Annotated in this window: 21 protein-coding genes and 1 pseudogene; 6 read left to right on the forward strand and 16 right to left on the reverse strand. The window is 63.0% G+C overall.

Going from position 1 to position 21,194, the window contains the following annotated elements; all coding sequences use genetic code 11:
- Window position 1 precedes the first annotated feature (1 nt).
- From B7Y43_RS10125 to B7Y43_RS10140, 4 genes are read left to right on the forward strand one after another with little or no spacing between them, the layout of a single operon-like run.
- On the forward strand, window positions 2-472 hold the full coding sequence (locus B7Y43_RS10125) for a VOC family protein (protein WP_374131523.1): 471 nt from the start codon (window positions 2-4) through the stop codon (window positions 470-472).
- Entirely contained in the window at window positions 469-912 is a 444-nt protein-coding gene (locus tag B7Y43_RS10130; RefSeq protein ID WP_374131524.1) for a VOC family protein, read from the forward strand. Before B7Y43_RS10125 ends, B7Y43_RS10130 begins: the two co-directional genes overlap by 4 nt.
- Entirely contained in the window at window positions 909-2,210 is a 1,302-nt protein-coding gene (locus B7Y43_RS10135; RefSeq protein ID WP_374131525.1) for an MFS transporter, read from the forward strand. The genes B7Y43_RS10130 and B7Y43_RS10135 overlap by 4 nt, the downstream gene beginning before the upstream one ends.
- Window positions 2,210-3,184, forward strand: a complete 975-nt coding sequence (locus B7Y43_RS10140) for a quinone oxidoreductase (protein ID WP_374131526.1) — start codon at window positions 2,210-2,212, stop codon at window positions 3,182-3,184. Before B7Y43_RS10135 ends, B7Y43_RS10140 begins: the two co-directional genes overlap by 1 nt.
- On the opposite strand, the gene B7Y43_RS10145 is transcribed toward B7Y43_RS10140, so the two are convergent.
- From B7Y43_RS10145 to B7Y43_RS10185, 9 genes are all read right to left on the reverse strand, one after another.
- Window positions 3,181-4,083: a VOC family protein gene (locus B7Y43_RS10145; RefSeq protein WP_374131527.1), complete on the reverse strand. Its 903-nt coding sequence runs from the start codon at window positions 4,081-4,083 to the stop codon at window positions 3,181-3,183. The genes B7Y43_RS10140 and B7Y43_RS10145 overlap by 4 nt on opposite strands.
- Window positions 4,083-4,832 carry an enoyl-CoA hydratase/isomerase family protein gene (locus B7Y43_RS10150; RefSeq protein WP_374131528.1) on the reverse strand — a complete coding sequence of 250 codons (750 nt, stop codon included), beginning with the start codon at window positions 4,830-4,832 and terminating at the stop codon, window positions 4,083-4,085. The genes B7Y43_RS10145 and B7Y43_RS10150 overlap by 1 nt, the downstream gene beginning before the upstream one ends.
- A 142-nt stretch (window positions 4,833-4,974) precedes the next feature.
- A complete protein-coding gene (locus B7Y43_RS10155; RefSeq protein ID WP_374131529.1) occupies window positions 4,975-5,853 on the reverse strand; it encodes a polysaccharide deacetylase family protein in 879 nt (292 codons plus the stop codon).
- Window positions 5,853-6,647, reverse strand: coding sequence for an SDR family NAD(P)-dependent oxidoreductase (locus B7Y43_RS10160; RefSeq protein WP_374131530.1), 795 nt, complete (start codon window positions 6,645-6,647; stop codon window positions 5,853-5,855). Before B7Y43_RS10160 ends, B7Y43_RS10155 begins: the two co-directional genes overlap by 1 nt.
- A complete protein-coding gene (locus B7Y43_RS10165) occupies window positions 6,647-6,952 on the reverse strand; it encodes an REDY-like protein HapK (RefSeq protein ID WP_374131531.1) in 306 nt (101 codons plus the stop codon). The genes B7Y43_RS10160 and B7Y43_RS10165 overlap by 1 nt, the downstream gene beginning before the upstream one ends.
- Window positions 6,953-6,964: 12 nt before the next feature.
- Window positions 6,965-8,134: an amidase gene (locus B7Y43_RS10170; protein WP_374131532.1), complete on the reverse strand. Its 1,170-nt coding sequence runs from the start codon at window positions 8,132-8,134 to the stop codon at window positions 6,965-6,967.
- 146 nt (window positions 8,135-8,280) lie between these two features.
- On the reverse strand, window positions 8,281-9,645 hold the full coding sequence (locus B7Y43_RS10175; protein WP_374131533.1) for a phenylacetate--CoA ligase family protein: 1,365 nt from the start codon (window positions 9,643-9,645) through the stop codon (window positions 8,281-8,283).
- Entirely contained in the window at window positions 9,642-10,928 is a 1,287-nt protein-coding gene (locus B7Y43_RS10180) for an MmgE/PrpD family protein (protein ID WP_374131534.1), read from the reverse strand. Before B7Y43_RS10180 ends, B7Y43_RS10175 begins: the two co-directional genes overlap by 4 nt.
- Window positions 10,925-12,160: an MmgE/PrpD family protein gene (locus tag B7Y43_RS10185; protein WP_374131535.1), complete on the reverse strand. Its 1,236-nt coding sequence runs from the start codon at window positions 12,158-12,160 to the stop codon at window positions 10,925-10,927. Before B7Y43_RS10185 ends, B7Y43_RS10180 begins: the two co-directional genes overlap by 4 nt.
- Window positions 12,161-12,197: 37 nt before the next feature.
- Between B7Y43_RS10185 and B7Y43_RS10190 the strand changes: the two genes are divergently transcribed.
- On the forward strand, window positions 12,198-12,953 hold the full coding sequence (locus tag B7Y43_RS10190; protein WP_374131571.1) for a GntR family transcriptional regulator: 756 nt from the start codon (window positions 12,198-12,200) through the stop codon (window positions 12,951-12,953).
- Between the two features lie 9 nt (window positions 12,954-12,962).
- On the opposite strand, the gene B7Y43_RS10195 is transcribed toward B7Y43_RS10190, so the two are convergent.
- The 7 genes and pseudogenes from B7Y43_RS10195 to B7Y43_RS10225 form a co-directional block, all read right to left on the reverse strand.
- Window positions 12,963-13,451: a CoA transferase gene (locus tag B7Y43_RS10195; RefSeq protein WP_374131536.1), complete on the reverse strand. Its 489-nt coding sequence runs from the start codon at window positions 13,449-13,451 to the stop codon at window positions 12,963-12,965.
- Window positions 13,441-14,043, reverse strand: a pseudogene (locus B7Y43_RS10200) (CaiB/BaiF CoA transferase family protein); the annotation flags it as partial. The pseudogene B7Y43_RS10200 and the gene B7Y43_RS10195, both read right to left, overlap by 11 nt.
- Entirely contained in the window at window positions 14,043-15,242 is a 1,200-nt protein-coding gene (locus B7Y43_RS10205; RefSeq protein WP_374131537.1) for a CaiB/BaiF CoA-transferase family protein, read from the reverse strand. The pseudogene B7Y43_RS10200 and the gene B7Y43_RS10205, both read right to left, overlap by 1 nt.
- The gene (locus B7Y43_RS10210; protein WP_374131538.1) at window positions 15,239-16,417 is read right to left on the reverse strand and encodes an acyl-CoA dehydrogenase family protein; all 1,179 of its coding nucleotides are present in this window, start codon (window positions 16,415-16,417) and stop codon (window positions 15,239-15,241) included. The genes B7Y43_RS10205 and B7Y43_RS10210 overlap by 4 nt, the downstream gene beginning before the upstream one ends.
- 10 nt (window positions 16,418-16,427) lie before the next feature.
- The gene (locus tag B7Y43_RS10215) at window positions 16,428-16,937 is read right to left on the reverse strand and encodes a MaoC family dehydratase (RefSeq protein ID WP_374131539.1); all 510 of its coding nucleotides are present in this window, start codon (window positions 16,935-16,937) and stop codon (window positions 16,428-16,430) included.
- The gene (locus B7Y43_RS10220) at window positions 16,937-17,743 is read right to left on the reverse strand and encodes a CoA ester lyase (RefSeq protein ID WP_374131540.1); all 807 of its coding nucleotides are present in this window, start codon (window positions 17,741-17,743) and stop codon (window positions 16,937-16,939) included. The genes B7Y43_RS10215 and B7Y43_RS10220 overlap by 1 nt, the downstream gene beginning before the upstream one ends.
- A 91-nt stretch (window positions 17,744-17,834) precedes the next feature.
- The gene (locus B7Y43_RS10225) at window positions 17,835-18,509 is read right to left on the reverse strand and encodes a hypothetical protein (protein WP_374131541.1); all 675 of its coding nucleotides are present in this window, start codon (window positions 18,507-18,509) and stop codon (window positions 17,835-17,837) included.
- A 132-nt stretch (window positions 18,510-18,641) separates the two neighbouring features.
- Between B7Y43_RS10225 and B7Y43_RS10230 the strand changes: the two genes are divergently transcribed.
- Complete coding sequence (locus B7Y43_RS10230) at window positions 18,642-21,173, forward strand: TonB-dependent receptor (protein WP_374131542.1); 2,532 nt, start codon at window positions 18,642-18,644, stop codon at window positions 21,171-21,173.
- Window positions 21,174-21,194: the final 21 nt, after the last annotated feature.

Raw genomic sequence — 21,194 nt, forward strand, 5'->3', positions numbered from 1 at the left:
AATGACCGGCCCTGACATCATCAAACGCACAACGCTGGTGGTCCGCGATGCCGAAGCGGCGGCGCGCTGGTACGAGGCCGTTTTCGGCATGACGCGCGTGATGGACACGCCTTTCACGCTTTCCGGCACGCAACTGGCGGCGGGCAAAAAGGGCGACCAGACCAGGCTGATCATCCTTAAATGCGCGGACGACTTGATCGGCATGATCGGCCTGCTGCAATGGACCGACCCGCCGATGGCAACGCCCGCCGAGCTGCCGACGCAAATCGCGTTTGGCGCGCCGATCTTCGTGGCGGCAGCACGCAATTGCCGCGCGACCACTGAGCGCGCGCGAGAGGGTGGCAGCCGCATCCACTGCGAACCGCGCGACTGGACCGTCATCGGTTTCGACGGCAAGGAACAGGCGATGGTCGGGGCGAGCTTTTTCGATCTCGATGGCTATTTCTTCGAAGTGAGTGAGCGGGTTTCGTGAGCGGCGTGCGGTTCCAGCGTGGCAACCATGTCGTGGCCGATCTAGAGCGGGCGCTGACCTTTTATCAGAGCGTGCTGGGGTTCGATGTGACCTTCACGCTGCCGCCCAACCCGGACAGCTATTCCTATGCGGTGTTCGATGTTCCGCGTGAGGCGGCGATGCGCTTTTGCGTGCTCTCGACCGCGACGCAGGAACGCGTGATGGCACTGACCGAGGTGAAGGGCGTCGACATCGCCCCGTTACCGCATCCGCGCCGTTCGGCAATCGTGCTCGAAATCGACAATCCCGATGCGGTGATGGCGGGCGCCCGCGCGCTGGGGTTGACGGTCTATGACGAAGAAGTGCTGAAAACCAAGGACGGCCGGATCGGCCGCGAGATTGGCATCGTCGATTTCGACGATAACCTGATCGTCATCTACAAGATTTTGGGCACAGCATGACCGAGGCCTCCTACCCCAGCACGCGTACCGCCTGGACAATGGTCACGCTGTTGACGCTGGCTTATGTCTTTTCATTCGTCGATCGTTATATCCTTGGCCTGCTGATTGAACCGATCAAGGCCGACCTGCACTTCAGCGACGAGAAGATCGGCTACCTCCTCGGCCCGGCTTTTGCGCTGTTCTACGCGACAATCGGCGTACCGCTCGGCTGGCTGGCGGATCGGGTACGGCGGACCTGGATCGTGGCGGCGGGGATCACCTTGTGGAGCCTCGCCACAGCCGCATCTGGATTAGCGCGCGGCTTTGGCGGGCTGTTCGTGGCGCGGATGAGCGTGGGCGTGGGCGAGGCGACGCTTAGTCCTTCCGCCATGTCGATGATCAGCGACAGCTTCCCGCCCGAAAAACGCGGCACGCCCATTGGGGTCTATTCCGCCGCGCTCTCCTTGGGTGCGGGCATCGCCTCGCTGATCGGCGCGGCGGTATTGGGCTGGGCCAAGGTTTCCGAAGGCATCACCCTGCCCCTCCTCGGCGCGCTTCGACCGTGGCAATTCGCCTTCATGGCCGTCGGCCTGCCAGGGTTGCTGATTGCGATCGGCTTTTTGCTGCTACCCGAACCACCGCGGCGGCGCGGACCGGGAAATAAAGCGGCAGCCGGATTTGGGGCAACGATCGCGCTGGTCGCGAAGCGCTTCGGCGCGTTTGGCGGGATGACGAGCCTGGTCGCCGTAATGACGATCATCGCCTATTCGCAAGGCTTCAACCCCGCCGCCTTCGCCCGGACCTATGGCTGGGAGGCGAAGGATTATGCGCTAATCAATGGGCTGATCATCCTGATCGTCGGACCGGCGACGGTCTATTCGGCAGGGGCGATCATCGACCGGTGGCGTAAATCGGGCACGCCCGATGCGGCGTTCCGCGCGCTGATGATCGGTTTTGTGGTGATGCTGCCGGCGAGCGCCGTGCCGCTGTTCATGCCGACGCCGACGCTCGCCTTCATGATGCTGGCGATCAGTTCGGTCGCCATTGGCACGGTAACGGCGGCAGGGATCATCGCTTTGCTCGACATCACGCCGGGCGCTTCGCGCGCGACGATCGTGTCGCTCTATTACATGATGATCAGCATTGCCGGGCTTGGGCTGGGGCCGACGACGGTCGGGCTGCTCTCCACCCGCGTGTTTGGCGAGGCCAATCTGCGCGCGGCGGTGGGGGCGGTGCCGTTGCTCTATGGGCTGGTGCCGCTATTGCTGCTGCCGCTGATCGCGCGCGCCTATCGCGCACAACTGGCGAGGACGGATTAATGGCACGCGCAGCGACTTTTGCCCGAACGGGTGGACCCGAGGTGATCGAGTGGATTGATGTCGATCTGCCGCCGCCGGGGCCGGGCGAAGTGCGTTTCGAAACGCGCGCGGTCGGGCTGAACTTTATCGACACCTATCACCGGCGCGGTATCTATCCGTTGGCGCTGCCGAGTGGGTTGGGGCTCGAGGCATCGGGTGTGATCACCGCCATAGGCAAGGATGTGACTGGCTTCGCGCTGGGCGACCGCGTGGCGACCTTCGGCCCGCAGCGCGGCGCCTATGCCACCGAACGCAACCTGCCCGCCGCATCTCTGTTTAAATTGCCCGACACGATCGACTTCGACACCGCCGCCGCAGCGCTGCTGAAGGGCTGCACTGCCGAGTTCCTTGCTGAACGTGCCGCGACGGTGAACCCGGGCGACTGGGTACTCGTCCATGCGGCGGCGGGCGGCGTCGGGCTGATCCTGGTCCAGTGGCTCAAGGCGCTTGGTGCAAACGTAATCGGCACCGTCGGCAGCGCAGACAAAGCGGCACTGGCCCGCGCGGCGGGGGCGGCGGAAATCATCCTCTACCGCGATGAGGATATTGCGCCGCGGGTGCGCGCCATCACCGGTGGCGCGGGCGTGCGGGTTACCTATGACGGCATCGGCCAAGCAACCTGGAACGCCTCGCTCGATTCGACCGGGCGGCGTGGGATCATCATCAGCTATGGCAATGCCGATGCGCCAGTGACGGGGGTGGCGCTGGGTATCCTCGCCACCAAGGGCTCGCTCTACAATACCCGGCCCACGCTGTTCGATTACTACGCCACGCCCGAAGAACGCGCGGCGGGTGCGGCGCGGCTGTGGGAGATGATCGCCAGCGGCAAGGTGAAGGTGACGATCGGCCAGCGCTACCCGCTGGAGGAAGCAGCGCAGGCGCATCGCGATCTTGAGGGGCGCGAGACGCACGGATCGACGCTGCTAATCCCCTAACCGATCTCGACCAGTTCGAGCAATTCGCCGGCCGGGCCGATGACCGTCGCGGTGCGGCGGTTGGCATAAAAGGCACTCGATCGAACGACCGGTGGCGTGATGAAATCAAGCCCCGGGCGATCCAGCGAATCCACCGCAAGCGTGACCAAGGCATTGCCGGGCGGGAGCATCCCCTCCCCCTTCGCCCGCACCGTCGCGATGCTCGGATAATCATCGATCTCAACGATCGGTAGCCGCCCCTTTTGGGCCATGCTGAGCGAGGTCATATGGGTATCGGGCAGGCCGAACGCCTTGTTGATCATCGTGTAGGGAATCGTATAGCCGCCGCCCTCCTCGAGCCCGAGATGCTCGGCATACCAAGCCATGGTCGCGGCGCGATCGGGCGCGGCTAGGATGACGATGAAAAGATGATCGACCGACGACTTGGCGGGCGGCAGATCAGAGGTCGGCGTGTTCTCGCGCACCTCGTTGAGATAGATCATCTCACGGCCCTGCCCCAGCATCTGCATCGCGACGAAATAGGGGAGACCGGGGATCTCCCTCGGCAGGCCGATGATATCGAAGCCGCTGCCCACCAGCTTGTCCGGCCAGCCGAATACGTCCTGCACGGTGATCTCAAACGCAGCCCAGCCATAAGTGCGGGTCGGCACGAAGCCTGGATCGAGCGGCTGCTGCACCAACCGCAGATAACAGGGCGCGCCGCTCACGGGCGCAAGCGTGGCGAAGGGCGAGCCGGCATTGGCAGCGCAGCCCCAGCTCGCGGCGAGATCAGCAGACAGCGCGCCTTGCTCGACGACCGAGAGCCCGAGCCGGTCGTGATAATCGCGCAGGCTGGCGGCGAGATCGGGCACTGTCGCTAGCCCGCCGATGATGCGGCCATGGGTGAGGAAATCGCTCATCAAAACACCGGCTTTCGCTTGGCGAGGAAGGCGCTGACCCCTTCTTCGAAATCGGGCTGGATAAACGCATCGGCGAACAGCGCGCTGGTCGTGGCATCATCATGTGCCTGGCCGTTGAGAATGCGGCGGACCATCGCCTTGGCCTCGCGCGCGGTGTGCGGCGAGTTGGCGGCGATCGTCTCAGCGAGCGGGATCGGATCGTCACCGAGCATGTCGATAAGGCCGATCCGCAGCGCCTCATCTGCATCGATCAGCCCGGCGGTGAACAGGATGCGCTTGGCCTGTGACGGGCCGACGGCGTCGACCAGCAGCTTGGTATCGTGGAGCGAATAGACCAGCCCGAGCTTGGCGGGGGTGATCCCCAGCCTGGCGTTGGCGGTCGCGACGCGCAGGTCGCAGGCGAGCGCCAGCCCGCAGCCGCCGCCGACGCAATCGCCCTCGATAAAGGCAATGACGGGCTTGGGCGCGAGGGTAAGTTCGATCTGCGCACGGGCGATGGCGGCCTGATTGGCGGCGCGCCAGGCAGGATCAGTCGCGCCGGTACCGAATTCGGCAATATCGGCCCCGGCGGAAAAGGCGCCGGGCTCTGCCGCACGCAGGATCATCACGCGCACCGCATCGTCGGTCATTGCCTGCGCGATGAGCGGCGGGAATTGCTCCCACATCGCCTGCGTGATCGCGTTGCGCTTAGCCGCGCGGTCGATGATCAGATGGGCGACGGCGCCCTGGGTTTCGAGGCGGAGCATCAAATCCTCCCCAGTACGGGGAGGGGGACCGCGAAGCGGTGGAGGGGGGTCTCCACCTGCATTGTGCTTGCGGCCCGCCCCCTCCACCCCGTCGCTTCGCGCCGCGGTCCCCCTCCCCGTGCCGGGGAGGATTGGGTGTTGGTGCTCATGCCCGATCAACCTTGGCGAGATGCTGTGCAATCTCGCGTCGAGTCGCGACCCAGACGCCGTCATGCGCCCGGACATGCTTCAGAAAGGCCTCGAACGCCCAGATCCGGCCGGGCCGGCCGATGATGCGTAGATGCAGGCCGAGCGACATCATCTTGGGATTGCCCTCCATGCCCTCGCGATAGAGCTGATCGAAGCACGTTTTGGCATAATCGAGCCAGTTGGCGGGGGTATAGGCGGGATCAGTCCACATCTTCATGTCGTTGTCGTCAAGCTGATAGGGCACAATGGCGATCGGCCTGCCGGGGACGGTGGTGCGATCCCAGAAGGGTATGTCGCCCGAATAATCGTCCATATGATAGTCGAACCCCTCCTCGATCAGCAGGCGCCTTGTATTGTCGGTGTGGAAATAGCGCGACAGCCAGCCATAGGGCCGCGTGCCCGTGGTCGCTTCGATCGAGGCCACCGCCTTGCGGATGAAGTCGCGTTCAGCCGCTTCGTCCATCTTGAACTGATGGACCCAGCGATAGCCGTGGCTGACGGGTTCATGGCCGAGATCGCGGATGGCAGCGGCAATCTCCGGGTGGTTTTCGAGGCTGAGCGCGGCGACGGTCCAGCTCGCCTTGATATCGTGTTCGCGCAGCAGCTTGACGATGCGTGGCGCGCCCGCCTTGATGCCGTAAAGGTAATTGCTCTCATTGCCGTAATTTCGGATCGGCGACTTGATGTGGATGCCGAGCTCATCGACCGGCTCCATCCCCCGGTCGCCGCGCGCGACCGTCATCTCACTGCCTTCCTCGACATTGACGACAATGCTGAGCGCGATTTTCGCGTCGTTGGGCCAGTCTATGCGTTCTTCGTTCAGCATGGGGCGCATCAGTGCATTTCCTCCCCGCCCGAAACGTTGATCGCCTCGCCGGTCACATAAAAGGCATCGTCGCTGGCGAGCCACGCGCAGGCGCCGGCCGTGTCACTGGCGAGGCCGGGGCGGCCCATTGGGTTCTTGGCGGCCATATTTTTCAGATACGCCTCGACGCTCTCAAAGCCGAGCAGTTTGGAGAAATAGGCGTTCTGTTCGGCCCCAAGCCCGGTGGTGACGTGATTGGGGCAGACCGCGTTGACGGTGATGCCGTGCGCGCCGAGTTCGACGGCACTGGCGCGGGTGAGGCCGACCATGCCGTGCTTGGAGGACACATAAGCGGGCAGATGGGGGAAGCCGGTCTTGGCGGCTTGCGACGCGATGTTGATGATGCGGCCACCTTTACCTTGCGCCACCATCGCCTTGGCGGCGGCCTGGGTGCAGTAGAAAGCGCCGGACAGATTGACCGCGATGACCTTGTCCCAATCTTCGGGCACGACCTCCAGAAACGGCTTCATCATGAAACCGATCCCGGCATTGTTGACGAAGATGTCGATGCTGCCGAATGCATCGACCGCACTCTGCACCAGCGCCTGGCATTGGGCGGCAGACGAGACGTCGCAGGCGATGGTCGCGACGGGCGCGCCACGATCGCTGAGTTCCTTCGCCACCGCCTGCGCGGCATCCCCAATCTCATAATCGCTGACGACGCAGTTCGCGCCTTCATCGGCGAAGCGTTGCAGGATCGCCTGGCCGAGCCCTTTGTCGCGGCCCGATCCGGTGATGACGATGGTCTTGCCGGCGAAACGCATCACAGATCCTCGGTCAGGATGAAGATCGGGTCATCGGCAAAATCGCGAAAAGGCGCGGCGAGCGCCTGGAACTCGGGCGTCGTCACATCGGCGACAAAACTGTCTATGCCCGTGATGTCGATCACTTCGACATAATCATAAGGCGGCTTGGCGTCCGACCCGAACAGGCCGGTTGCCTTATGGACCGTGAAGCTGGTCACCGATCCCAGCGCGTTGACGGCGGGGATGTCGCCATTGCGGGCCCAGGTTTCATAGCTTGCCGAATCGACACCAGGCTTCAAGTTGAACAGGCAGATAATTCGCATCGCGCGTCTCCTTTAGGATCGGGGTGGGGCATAGCCGTTGATCGTCGCTTCGATCCAGCGAGCGAGCGCGATCAAACGTGTTTCGCTGCCGGCTGGGCCGACGAGCTGAACGCTGACCGGCAGATGATCGGCATCGACACCCGCCGGGAGGGCCAGCGCGGGCAGCCCGGCGACGCTGGCAATGCTGGTGAAATCCGCCTGGGTAACGGGCGCGCGCGCGCCATGCGGGAAGGCCGATTGCGGCGCGGTGGGCATGACGAGGACACCGTCGTCGCCGAGTGCTGCAACCAGGGTGGCGCGGGTGCGGGCGATGACATCGGGCGCGGGCGGCAACGCGCCGACGGCTGTCATCACGAACTTTAGCTCGTCTGACACCAGCGGACCGTGGCGGGCCTCCCCGAGATCGCCGATCAGCTCGTTCACCGACTCGATCAGCCCGGCCATGCGGATCGCGGACAGCGGGTCGTCGAGCCGAAAGAGGTCGGCGGGCAGGCCGATCGCGTGCAGCACGCGCTGATAACCCGCGTCAACTGCGGGCTGGATCGGCACTTGATCGATATCCGCCAATGTCAGCAGGCGGGTGAAGGGTCTCTCGTCGGTCTGGCCGGGGGCCATCACCGCCCAGACCCGCTGCAGTAAATCGAGGTCGCGTGCGAGCGGGCCGATGCAATCAAAGGCCGTGCCGAGATGGACGAGCCCGTCATCGCTCACCGCGCCAAGCGTCGGCTTCAGCCCCCACACGCCGCAATAGGCCGCCGGGATGCGGACCGATCCCAGCGTATCGGTGCCGAGCGCAACGTCGCACAGGCCGGCAGCCACCGCCACACCACTGCCGCCCGAGGAACCGCCGGGGGTGTAGCCATAACGATGCGGATTATGCGTGCGGCCGTAAAACACGTTGTCGGTGGTCGCGCCAAGCGCGGCTTCGTGCATGTTGAGGCTGCCGAGGATGATCGCGCCGGCCGCGCGCAATTGTGCCACGACTGCCGCGTCGCGGGTCGCAATGATGCCGCGCCGGGTGCCCATGCCACCGGTCCAGGGGAGCCCTTTGACGGCGATGTTCGATTTGATGCCGATCGTGATGCCCGCCAGCGCCCCCTCGCCGCCCGTCGCGCCCCTGTCCCAATCGACAAAGGCACCCAGTGGCGCATTGCGGGCCGCCAGATCGTCAAAGTCGATCATCTAATTCCTCCCCGGCACGGGGAGGTGGCAGCGCGAAGCGCTGACGGAGGGGGGCCGCCCCAGAGGCTTCGCCTGGTGGCCCGCCCCTTCCACCGTCCTTCGGACGGTCCCCCTCCCCGTGCCGGGGAGGATTTTGGGAAGCGCCCTCACAGCCCGCGCTCGTCGATCAGCCGGATCGGCTTCTGGCGGACATCAATCTGGGTGAGGGTCGCGGTGCCGCCGGGTGCCTCAAGCGCGATTGCCACTTCTACCCCCAACCCCTGGCGCAGCAGGCTGGCGAGTTCGCCGGCGTCGCTGCCGCCCCGGCTTTCGAGGATCACAAGCATGTCGTCGCGCTGGGTGGCGGGATCGCGGACCAGGCGGCAGACATATTCGCCGGTCAGATCAGCGCGGTTCTCGATGATAGAGCCGATCGCGTGGGGGAAGACATTAATGCCGCGCAGCTTGACCATATTGTCGCTGCGGCCCTTGAACCCGGCGATCCGCTTAAAGGCCATACCCGTCGCGTTGGTGCCCGTCAGCTCATGCGTGATGTCATGCGTGTTGAAGCGGATACACGGCGCGATGTCGTCCTTGAACAGGCAGGTGACGACCATATCGCCGGTTTCGCCGACGCCTACCGGCGCGCCGCTCTCCACATCAAGCAGCTCCAGATATTGCGCATCCTCCCAGACATAGAGCCCGTCGCGCTCGGGCCCCTCCCCGGCGATGCTGCCGGTATCGCCGACGCCGTACCAGTCGAACGCCTTGGCCCCTCCCCACGCGGCTTCGGTCGCGGCGCGATCCTCGGTGCCGAGATGGCCACAGATCATCCGGATCTGCATCTGATCGAGCAGACCAGTGTCACGCGCGACCTCGGCAAGCTTGCGGATATAATCGACAAAGCCAACCAGCACCGTCACGCCGAAATCGGCCATGAGCTGGACCTGATTGGCGCTCCGCGTCTCAATGCCCGTGCCCGCCGAAAGGAACAGCGAATTGGTGAAATGGGTAACAGCCTCGCGGATATAATGGCCACCATTGATCATGCCGTGGCCATAGACCGACTGCACGACATCGGCCGGCGATAGTCCTTGCCAGCGATACATGCGCCCGACGAGCAGGTTGGTGATCTCGCGACCCTTGGGGCCGAAGAGCAAAGGTTGCGGCCGACCAGTGGTGCCGCTTGTCGTGTGGAAGATAACGGGATCCGCCCCACGCCCGGCGAAATCGCCATAGGGTGGTTGGGCGGCGACCGAGGCCATCAGGTCGGTCTTGTCATAGACGGGGAGCCTGGTGATGTCGTCGAGACTGCGGATGTCGCCCGGCTCGATCCCTTTCGCGCCCCAGAGCCGCTGGTAAAAGGGGATTTCCCAGCCGCGCGTCATTAGCCGGGTGAATTGCGCTTCCTGAAGGCTGCGGAGTTCGTCGCGGCTCATCCCCGTATAGCGCGCAGTGAAGGCGTCGCCGATCGGGTAATCGGCGAGCATCTGTCGGGCGTCAAAGGCTTCGAAATACGTCGGGAAGGTCATGCAGGCTCCGTGAACCAGGCGATCGGTGAATCGAATAGGCGGGGATCGGCACCCGGCGCGAGCAACGCAGCGAGATCGCGCTTGGCGGCGGTCTGCTCTGCGCTCAGCGGCGCGTCCGGGCTTCCCAGTGTCGCCGGGATTGTGCGCTCAATCGTCGTGCCGTCCTTCAGCGTAACCACCATTCGCTGTGGCGACAGCGCATTGGGATCTGGCGTACCATCATCGTTCACGATGATCCGCCCGGCCAGATCGGCGATGGCCGGATCGGCAAAGGTCGCGGCCATGAAACGGCGGGGGTCGATGCAACCATCGGTCAGCATCAGCGCCGACAGCAAGGGCAAGCACAGCCGCGCATAGGCTGGAGTCATCTCGCTAGTGAAGGGCCGCCCGACAAGCCGCTTGATCAGCGGTGGCGCGAACAGCTCGATCCAGGCGATATCGTCCGGCGCAACCCCGGACGCTGCAATCGCCCCCAGGGCGCCATGGCTGGCGCGGCCCGAAGGATAGGGCTTGGTGGACACCTCTGAAATCAGCCACCGCGCGCCAATCTGGTGGGTATAGGTCACCAATTGGCCGTCATCGATCAACCGGAAATAGCCGAACGGCCCCTCCAGTGCATCATGCGGGCCGCTCAGTCCGGCCTTGGCCAGATCGACGGCCATTATCGCTGACCGAGCAGCATTGGCCACCTGCAGCGGCAGGGCGATTGACCCTTCGACATGCGCCTGCATTGTCCCGGCACAAAAGCTATTGGCCAGACCGAGCACGTCTTCCAGCGGCTCAACTCCCTCGATCCGGGCGACCGCCATCGCGGCACCGATGCACCCGGCAGTGGCGGGGCGGAAGAATTTGAGGGGAGAAGTCGCGGCGATACCAAGCCCGCTCGCTACATCGACCCCGACCGCCAGTCCGGCCAGCGCCGTTTCAGGATCGCAGCCGCCCATCCGATCAATACTCGCGCCCAGCGCGGCAGTGACGACAGACAGGGCATGAACAACCGCGGGCTCATGCACCGCATCCCATTCCAGGCAGTGGATCCGAAACGCATTGACGAAGGCAGCACTTGCAGCGGGGAGTCGTCCCGAAGATCCAATCAGTCTGGCGTCCTCGCCCGCCCCCCAGCCCATCGCTGCCGCCAGAACGCCTGCTGCGCCCGGTGCGGTCGATCCCGCCGCGCCGACCGCCAATGTATCGGCAAGCAATCGGGCCGCATCGGCGCGCGTCTCTGGGGGCAGCACATGGTGCGCGCGCACGAAATCCAGCAGGGCCGCGGTGGCGCTCACAAAATATCGTCCAGCCAGCGCACAATGGCGCTGGGATCGTCCCCCTCAAGGGCGAGCGTCACGCCACGGTCGGCTTGCTCTGGGCTCAGCTGCCCCCAGGCGAAGAGCGCGCGTGCCTTGGCGATGACGCCGTCACCCGACAGCGGCCGTTCCGGATCGCCGAGCGTGTCGATCAACGCTTCCTCATCGCCGCCCGCACGCACCGTTGCGCCGAAATGCGCCGGGTAGCGCGCAGAGATCGCTGCATTCTCGTGCACCCTCACCTGCGCCCGGGCGTCCGCCAGTAAGGCAATCGTATCAGGCTCGAAATCGGCGAGGGTCGGGACACCGCGCGCGGCGACGACAGCGACGGCATGCTGGAGCGAGAATTTGGCCTGATGCGGCGTCGTCGGATCGGGCCGGTCGCAAAAGGTCAGCGCATCGGCATAGGTCTCGACATCGATCGGCCCGGCCAGGGTGCCGCGCGCGCGCAACGCCAGCGCGGCATCGATTGCCGGGTGCGCATGGCGGCAGGCGCCCCAGGGCTTGAAGCTGACCTCATCGATTCGCCAGCCGTTGTTGAAAACCATCGGCATCGGGTTCAGGCAAGTCGCAGCGTAAAGGCCCTGCACGCCTTCGAGGATATCAAGCGGGCCGGTGATGCCGCTGAGCGCAAAGCTGGCGGCCGAACGCCCGGTCTCGACAGCGTTGGCGACATGCCATTGCTTGGCCATGTTGGTGCTGTGCCGGGTCTGCCACAGCCCGCCACTGACCGACGCGGCAAGCGCCATGGCGTTGGCGATGATCAAAGGATCGGACGACGCGCTGCTCGCTTCGCAGGCGGCAGCAGCGATAACCCCGGCGGTCGCCGTCGGGTGATATTGCGCGTAATGCTGCGCATCAAAGCTCGCGCCGACCGCGACCATTGCTTCATAGCCGCGCACTGAAGCGGCGAGCATATCGTCGATTGATGCGGACGGTCTGCCCAGTGCCGCCGGCCAGATAACGGGCCCGGGATGGAGCAAGGCCGCCCGGTGGACATCATCCATCTCCAGCACATTACCAAGGAACGCCGATGTGACCAGCGCCCCGCCCTGAACGCCGCCCAGCGCAACTGCCACCTCGCTCCGCCGCGCGCCCGCCACACAGCCCATCCAGTCAAGTAAATGCAGCCGGGCCTTTGCCCGCGTGGCCGTATTGACCGGACGCAGCAAATGCTGTGCAAGCTGCCCGATTAGGCTATGTTCAACCACGACATTCGGTCCGGACAACTGGAGAGACACCTTGTCGGTGCAAACCGTCACCAAGCCCCGCGCTGAACCGCGCAAGCCCCGTTACCTCGAACTCGCCGACGACCTGCGCGGGCAAATTCTGGGCGGCGACTTGCCGTTGACTGATCAGTTCCCAACCGAAAGCGTGCTCTGCGCGCGCTATGGCGTCAGCCGCTTTACGGTGCGTGAGGCGCTGCGCACCTTGCAGACTGAAGGGTTGATCCAGCGCAAACGTGGATCCGGCACGGTCATTCAGCCGGCGGCGGCGCGCGGCGGTGCGCTCCACCAGCCCTTGTCGAACGTTGGCGAAATTCTGCAATATGCGCGCGATACCAAGGTGGCGTTCAAGCGGGACGGCAGCGTTCCGTTGCCGCGCAAGCTGGCCGAACAGATTGATGGCGAGACGACGGGCAAATGGGCGCGGTTTCACGGCGTGCGATCGGGCAGTGGCGTCGATAAGCCAATCGCCTTTACTGAAGCCTATATCCATCCCGCGCTCGCCAACATTGCCGATGCCATCGACATTCGCGAACCCACGCTGTTCAAGCAGCTCGAACGGCTCGGCAAAATCACGATCGCGCAGGTGACGCAGGATATTCAGGCGGTGGCCGCCAGCGCGGAAATCGCCCAGGCGCTTGGCATTTCGCGGCGATCGCCTTGCTTGCGGATCTTGCGCTGCTACCGCGACGACAATGGTCGGGTGATCGAGATTTCCGCCAGCCACCACCCCGGCGATCGCTTCGCTTACGCCATGCATATCGAGGTTGAGCGCTGAGGCCATCGCTCAGGGCGCGCCCAGTTCGGGGGCGGAGCGCGCTTGCCAATCGTCATCGGCAAAGCGGATCGCGGGCGCAATCTGGTGCGCGCCGTCATGCTCGACCAGCAAGCCGCGATGGGCGATCTGCGGCGCAGTAAGCGCCTCGGCAAAATCAAGGACGGGCGCGAAGGCGACGTCCTTGTCCGCAAACCACGCGACCCATTCATCGCGCGTCCGCTGATTGAACGTCTCTTTCAGGAAGCTGATAAGCACGCCCTGCTCGCCTGCCGGGGCCTCGGCGATCAGGATCAGGTCGCTACGCCCCAGCGCGGTCAGCAAATTGGCCACGAATTTCATCTCGCGCCCGCCAAGTGCAATGTGGCGACCGTCTGCGGTGCGATAGACATTGTAGAACGCCGCCCCCCCCCAGCGAGCGTTGTGCCAACGATCGTGGTGGCGCCCCCCCGGCGATGGCATCGCCAGCGATATGCGCGCACCAGGGCAGCATCGCATCATACATGGCGATGTCGATATAGTCGCCCCGCCCGGTCTTTTCGCGACCGATCAGCGCCATCAGCACGGCCGACAATGCCGTCAGCCCCGCCGCCATATCTGCCGAAGGAACACCCGGAACAACCGGCGTGCCATTGGCCCCGTCATTGACCGAGAGGAAGCCGGCCAGGGCCTGAACGGCCATGTCATGCGCGGGGTGGTGGGCGAGCGGCCCCGTCTGACCAAAGGCGCTGATTGAGCAATAAACGGCGCGGGGGTTGCGGGCCGCGACCGCTGCATAGCCGAAACCGAGCCGATCGATCACGCCCGGGCGGAAGCCCTCTGCCACAATATCGGCGCGCTCGATCAACGCCCACAACGCGGCCTTGCCCTCGTCACCTTTCAGGTCGAGCGCAATACTGCGTTTGCCGCGATTGAGATTTCGGAACCACACCGATTGGCCAGCCTCGAACGGCGCCTGCAACCGTGCCGGATCGCCCGCCAGCGGCTCGACCTTGATAACCTCCGCGCCCTGATCGGCCAGCATCATGGTCATCATTGGCCCCGGCAGGAACTGCGTCAGATCGACGACGGTGATCCCGGTAAGCTTGGCCATCAGATGACGCCGCTAGCTTTCAGATCGGCGATTTCGGCGACGCTATAGCCCGCCTCGACCAGCACTGACGCGGTATCTGCCCCGAGCAGCGGCCCAGCCCGGTTGGGCAAGCGTTCGCCATCCAGCCGGATTGGATTGGCGAGCACGCGCAATTCGGGTCTGTCGGGATGGGCGACCGTGTCGAGCATCCCCGTTTCGCGAAGAAACGGATTGTCGAGCGCGGCGTCGAGTGGATTGACTGCCGATACTGGCATATGGCCTTGCAAGACGCCGAGCCAATGGGCCGTCGATTGTTGCTGGAACACCGCATCCAGCACCGTCGTCAGCGTTTCGCGATTGGCGAGCCGGTCGGCAGGCGTGGCAAAGCGGGGATCGCTGGCAAGGTCAGGGCGGTCGATCTTGCCTGTCAGGATCGCCCAGAATTTGGGGAGCTGGGCCATCACGAAAATCCAGCCATCGGCGGTACGAAACATCTGGCTCGGCGTGACCGACGGGTGGGCAGAGCGCGGGGCACGCGGCGTGACATCGCCCTCATTCATGTACCAGACCGCCGGATAGCTGGTCTGATGAACGGCCGCAGACAGCAGATCAACATCGACATCGCGCCCCGTGCCGGTCCTTGCCGCTTCAATCAGCGCGGCGAGCAGGCCGATCGTCATCATCGTGCCCGTCATAAAATCGACCATCGACAGACCGAAGCGCACCGGGGGCCCTTCCGGCTCGCCGGTCAGCGCTAGGAAGCCCGCCTCGGCCTGCATGAGATAATCATAGCCCGGCCATTTCGCGCGATCATTGTCACGGCCATAAGCGGACAGATGTGCGCACACGATCGCCGGGTTGATTTCGGCCAAGGCGGCATAGGTCAGCCCCAATTTGTCGGGCAGGTCGCCGCGCATGTTGTTGGCGACGGCATGCGCATTTTGCGCGAGCCGCCGGAACACCGCTTGCCCCGTTGGCGCCGTCAGGTCGAGGGTCACCGACTTCTTGTTGAGGTTGAAGCTCTGGAAATACAGGCTTTCCCCCTCGCGCAGAAAATGGGGGCCGACGGCACGCGCGGTGTCGCCCTGCTTGGGCGGTTCGATCTTGATGACCTCCGCCCCCAATTGCGCCAGGAACATCGTGCCATAAGGACCGGCGCCATATTGCTCGGCTGACAGGATACGATAGCCGGTCAGGGGAAGGCGCAACGGATTGGTCATGCGGGATTCCGCTTCACCCATTGCTTGGAAATGATGATCCGCTGCATCTCGTTGGTGCCTTCACCAATGCACATCAGCATCGAATCGCGGTAATAACGCTCGATCTCATATTCTTTCGAATAAGCGTAGCCACCGAAGATGCGCATGCCTTCTTCGGCATTCTTAACCGCTGCTTCGGAGGCAAAGAACTTCGCCATACCAGCCTCCATGTCGCAGCGTTCACCGCGATCATAGGCTTCTGCCGCATCGAAGGTGAGCAGGCGCGCGGCGCGGGCGCGGGTGACCATTTCGCCGATCTTGAGCTGGATCGCCTGGTGCTCGGCGATCGGCTTGCCCATGGTTTCGCGGACCTGCGCATAGTTGGTGGCGAGCCTGAGCGCGCCCTCGGCGAGCCCTACGCCGCGCGCCGCAACGTTAATGCGGCCAAGCTCAAGCCCGCCGGTCGCCTGGAAAAACCCCTGCCCCTCGCGTTCGCCGATCAGGTTGGCCGCAGGCAGGCGATAATTGTCGAAGATCAGCTCGGCTGAATCAATCGACTTATAGCCCAGCTTTTCAAACTTCTTGCCAGTGGTGAAGCCTTCCTGCTTCGGCGCAATGAACAGGCTCATCCCCTTGTAGCGCGGGTCCGCCTTTGGGTCGGTTTTCACCAGCAGCGCGAAGCAGCTGCCCTTGATGCCATTCGAGATCCAGGTCTTGGTGCCGTTGATCACATAATCGTCACCGTCGCGCACTGCCGTCGTGCGGATCGCCTGCAGGTCGGTGCCGGCATTTGGTTCGGTCAGCGCCAGGCCGCCGCGAATTTCGCCGCTGGCGAATTTGGGGAGCCAAAGCTGCTTTTGCGCCTCGGTCCCGAATTTTTCGACCGCGACCGCCATGATCAGGTGCGAATTGAAGATGCCGGTAATCGCCATCCAATAGGACGAAATCTGCGCGACGATCTTGGCATAGGTGACCGCCGGCAAGCCGAGCCCGCCATATTGCTTGCCAATCGTCGCGCCGAACAGGCCCATTTCGACCATCTGATCGACAAGTTCGCCCGGCCAGATATCGTCATGATCATATTTCATCACGACGGGGCGCACCTCGCGCTCGATCCAGCGATCAATCGCTTCGAGCAGGGCGGCTTCCTCGTCGATGTCGATCGGGGGGCGGATCATGTCCAGGGCGCTTGCCATATTTGGTTCCTCAGTCATCAACGGGGCCAAAGCCCCGCTTCCAGATCAGCATTGTGCGGCTGAAGGTGCAGACGATATCGCCGTGCTGGTTCTTGCCGATCGTCTTCACCGTGACGATGCCCTGTTCGGGGCGCGAGTTCGATTCACGTTTTTCCAGCACTTCGCTTTCGGCATAGAGCGTATCGCCGGGGAAAAGCGGGTGGGTCAGGCGGATATTGTCCCAGCCAAGATTGGCGACGGCCTTCTGGCTGACGTCCGAGACGCTCATCCCCACCATCATCGCGACCGTCAGCGGCGACGCGACCAGCGGTTTGCCGAACTCGGTTTTCTTGGCGAATTCATAATCGAAATGCGCTGGATGGGTGTTCATCGTCAGCAGCGTGAACCAGACATTGTCGGCATCAGTGATCGTCCGGCCCGGGCGATGTTCATAGATGTGGCCGACGACGAAATCCTCATAGGACCGCCCGTAATTCTCACGGAAGCGACCGGGGGCCACCTCTGTCACGCCGTCACGCATTATGTCAGCTCCCTCGCTTTGGCCATGTTGATGATCCGGGCATAGCGGCGAATGATTGGCGCCTCCAGCATCCGGCCTTGATAGCGAATGGCGCGCGCGCCAGCGGCTTCATAGGCCGCCAGCGCTGCACGCGCTTCCTCGACCAAGTCAGCCGATGGGCGCATCGCCGCGTGGATCGCCTCCAGCTGGGCGGGGTGGATCGCTGCCTTGGCCTGAAAGCCAATCGCATGCGCACGCCGTGCCTCGTCCGCCAGCCCTGTCGCATCGTCCAGCACGATCCAGGGCACGTCGATCGCGGGCACGCCGGCCTCGGCACAGGCGAGAATGAACAAGCCGCGCGCCACCGCCAGCGGCTCCCAAGCCAGCGCGACACCCAGTTCGCCCGACAGATCGCCCCCGCCGAACATCATCGCAACCACGCCGGGCGCCTGACCAATGTGATGCGCCAACCGGAGACCGCGCGCGGTCTCAATCAAGGGCACGAAGGCGGCATCAGGCAGGTGGCGACGGGCAATCGCGATCTCGTCGGCGGATTCCACCTTGGGGAGTAGCACCAGGTCGGGCAAGCCAGGTGCGGCGGCCAGCGCGTGCAGATCGACCATGCCATCGTCCGTAGTCACGCCATTGATGCGGATGGCAACGCGCGGGCCAATCGCGCCGATCGCCGCTGCCCTTGCCGCCGCTTTGCTCTCCGATGCCACGGCATCTTCGAGATCGATGCAGATCAAATCAGCGTCGCTCCCCAGCGCCTTGGCAAAGCGCGCGGGTGTTGAGCCGGGGACAAACAACAGGCTTGTCAGCCCCATGGCCGCGCCAATAGATGATCGCCCCGTCATGGAATCAGATTTGTCCGGACAACTTTGTCACGTCAAGTCGTAAAGTGGATTTGCCCGCTGCTTAACTTGGCTTAACGACGCCAAGCCAGGCCGTGATGAACAGCAGCGCATAGACCATGAGCACGAAAATGCGGGTACGGTCCATCGTCCGGCGCAAGGGAATCTCGGTCGCGTCTGACGATCCTTCGGCGATCAACCGACCAAGCTGCGGGCCAACTGGCTTGAACGCCAGATCGATCAGGATCGCCGCGATAAAGATCAACCCGAACAGCAGCGCCTTCCACGCAAGCCATGGCATGGCGATCGGCGCGCCAGTCAACAGCGAGGCCGCGCCCAGCCAGAGATAGAAACCGGTGATGGCATATTTGATCCACGCTTCGATCCGCCGATTGCGCGCGGCGCGCGGGGTTTGATCATGGATGTGCGAATCCCACACCAGCAACAGCCAGGCCAGGCCCGCGCCCCATGCCGCGATGACCAACCAGGTAGGCAGCGCAATCCAACCGCCAGCTGTCGCCACGCTAAGCGACAAGGGTACCATCAGCGCCCAGGCCGTGCGTGGCCCCATATCGACCGCGACCAACAGCTTCAGCAGCGCGAGTCGCTGGTCGAGCGAATAACTTTGCCGTTTGCGGAAATGCTGGCCCAGCACGAACACCCCCACGTCACCGCCCAGCCACAGAACGAACAGCAGCAGGTGCGCATAGACCAGGCTGCGATACGCCATGTCCTCCATTTCAGTTCGATCCTTTCAATTCGACCCGGCTTGACATGCCGATTGATACATGAAAATTTGTCCGGACAAATAACAATCGAACGAGCAGATCACAGGGACGTCTCAACCAACGCTTTTAAGGGAAACCAGACGATGAAATGGAAGTTTGCGCTAACGACCGCAATTTCGGCAACCCTGGTCGCCGCACCGGCCATTGCCCAGACATCCCGTGATTCGTCGGGGACCAGCACTGAAACCGCCGCAGACGGGGATATAGGCGTTACCGATATCGTCGTCACCGCGCAGCGCAGAAGTGAGAATATCCAGGACGTGCCGATTGCCATTTCGGCATTTTCCGCAGACCAACTGCGAACGGCCGGCATTTCCAGCGCGCTCGACCTAGGCCAACTGGTACCAAATCTGATTGCGCAGAATAATACCGGGCTGGGGTCAGCCAACGCTTATTATCTGCGCGGGCTTGGCAATACCGAATCGCTGGCAACATTTGATCCGCCAGTGGGCACCTATGTCGATGACGTCTTCCTCTCGCGTCAAAGCGCCAACAACCTCGCCCTGTTTGACGTCGAAAGGGTTGAGGTACTGCGCGGCCCTCAGGGCACGCTATTTGGCCGGAACACGACAGGCGGCGCGATCAACGTGATCTTGCGCAAGCCTGGCAAAGAATTTGGCGGCTATCTGGAAGGCGGGTACGGTGCCTATAATCGGAAACTTTTCCGTGGGTCGGTCGATCTCCCCGTTAACGATTCGTTTCAGGTCAAGGTTTCTGGCTATTGGCAAGATGACGACGGCTACACGATCAACAACATCACCCGCCAACGGCTAAACGACGATGACGGGTTCGGGGCAAGAGTAGGCCTTTATGGGGAGCTGTCGCCCAACGTACGCTGGAATGCCAGCTATGCCTTCATTCAGGCCGATGGCGAGAACATCCTGAACTTTGACTGCGACCCGTCAAATCCTGCCAACTGCAATGGCCGGTTTTCGGCGACCGGCCTAAGCGAGGTTCCCGGTGCTGCGAATTTTGCTGGCTTGGGCGTCCGCGGTCGTAAGGCCAATTTTGGGCTGGGCAACAAATCGGCGACCAATTTGGTCACATCAAACCTGGAATTTGACGTTGCGCGCGATACTACGCTGTCCCTGATCACCGGCTTCGTCAACCAAACTCAACAATTTGCTATCGATTTCTTCGATGGGCGCTCGGGGCCGACGGTCGCCGTGCCCAACCCACCAATTCGCGGTTTTGCACGCGGCGGCTTTACCATCTTGACCGATGCACGGTCTGATCAGTTCACCCAGGAAGTGAAACTGAACGGAAAGCTTGGCGACAATCGGATCGATTACGTCGCGGGTTTCTACTATCTCAAAGAGGAAAATCGCACCGATTTTGCTGATGTTTTCGGCGGATCATTGCTCCTTGGCGACCGAGTCCTCAACAATAATACCGAGGCATTTGCCGGTTATGTTCAGGCTGATCTGAACATCACCGACAAGCTAAAGCTAACCGCAGGCGTCCGGTATACGGACGAGACCAAAACGCTGAGCCTGATCGATCAGCGGGCAATGTGCGCTGTGGCAACGCCACCGGCGAGCTGCTTGTTCGATCCCAATTTCTTCGTCCCCGCAAATGGCACCACGGTGCCAACACGCGTTGCAATTCCCTTGCGCCTACGAACCGGGCAAACGACGCCGCGCTTTGCAATCAACTACAAGGTTAATGACGACATCCTGCTATACGCCAGTGCGACGCGCGGGTTCAAATCCGGCGGATGGAATGCGCGTGGCACCGCGCCGTCTGGTGTGCTTCCATTCACGCCCGAAACCATCTGGAGCTATGAGGGCGGCATCAAATCCGAATTTTTCAACCGCAAACTGAGGGCTAACATCACGGTTTATCACGCCGATGTCAGCGACCTTCAGACCCCTGCGGGCATCATCAATCCGACAACCGGGGTACTGAGCTTTGTCACCAGAAACTTCGCCGATTATAAAAATACCGGCGTTGAGGCGGAATTTACGCTGGTGCCGACCCGCGGGCTGAACCTGTACGTCAATGTCGGATACCAAAATGATCATTATTCGATCAATAATCGCGCACCGGCATTCGACCAGTTCGGCGTGCAGTCAGTGGCGGGGCAGCTTGCCGATTGCCGACGCCAGTTAGCCGCCGGTCAAGTGCCGGTAACGCCAAATACCGCACCAGCGGGCACACCGGCCAACAATGCCCCCGCATGCGGGGTAGGCATCGTCACCGCGCAAGGCACGATAGCAACGCCGGTACGCACGCCCGATTTTACCATCGCCGTCGGGGGTAGTTATGATGCCCCAATTGGCCGTTACTCGCTCACCCCATCCGTCAATGCCAGTTATCATACGGATCAGGAGGTGCAGACCGCCAACCTGTCCCTGCGCGCAGGATCAATTACCGGGCCAAATGGCACCTTCCCGTCCAACCCCAATAGCGGCGCGCTTCTGTTGGGATCTTTTAGCCAAGCGGCATGGGTGGTGAATGCCGGACTGGCCCTCAATGCGCCCAACAAGCTTTGGCAATTGTCCGTGCAATGCACCAATTGCTTTGATGAGGCATTCACGCAATCGGCTTTGTCGAATACGACCTATCTCAATCCCCCGCGTATGTGGACCATTCGCGGGCGCGTAAACTTTTGACGTCCCCGATCGGCAGACGCG

The organism is Sphingomonas sp. 28-62-20, assembly GCF_002281505.1.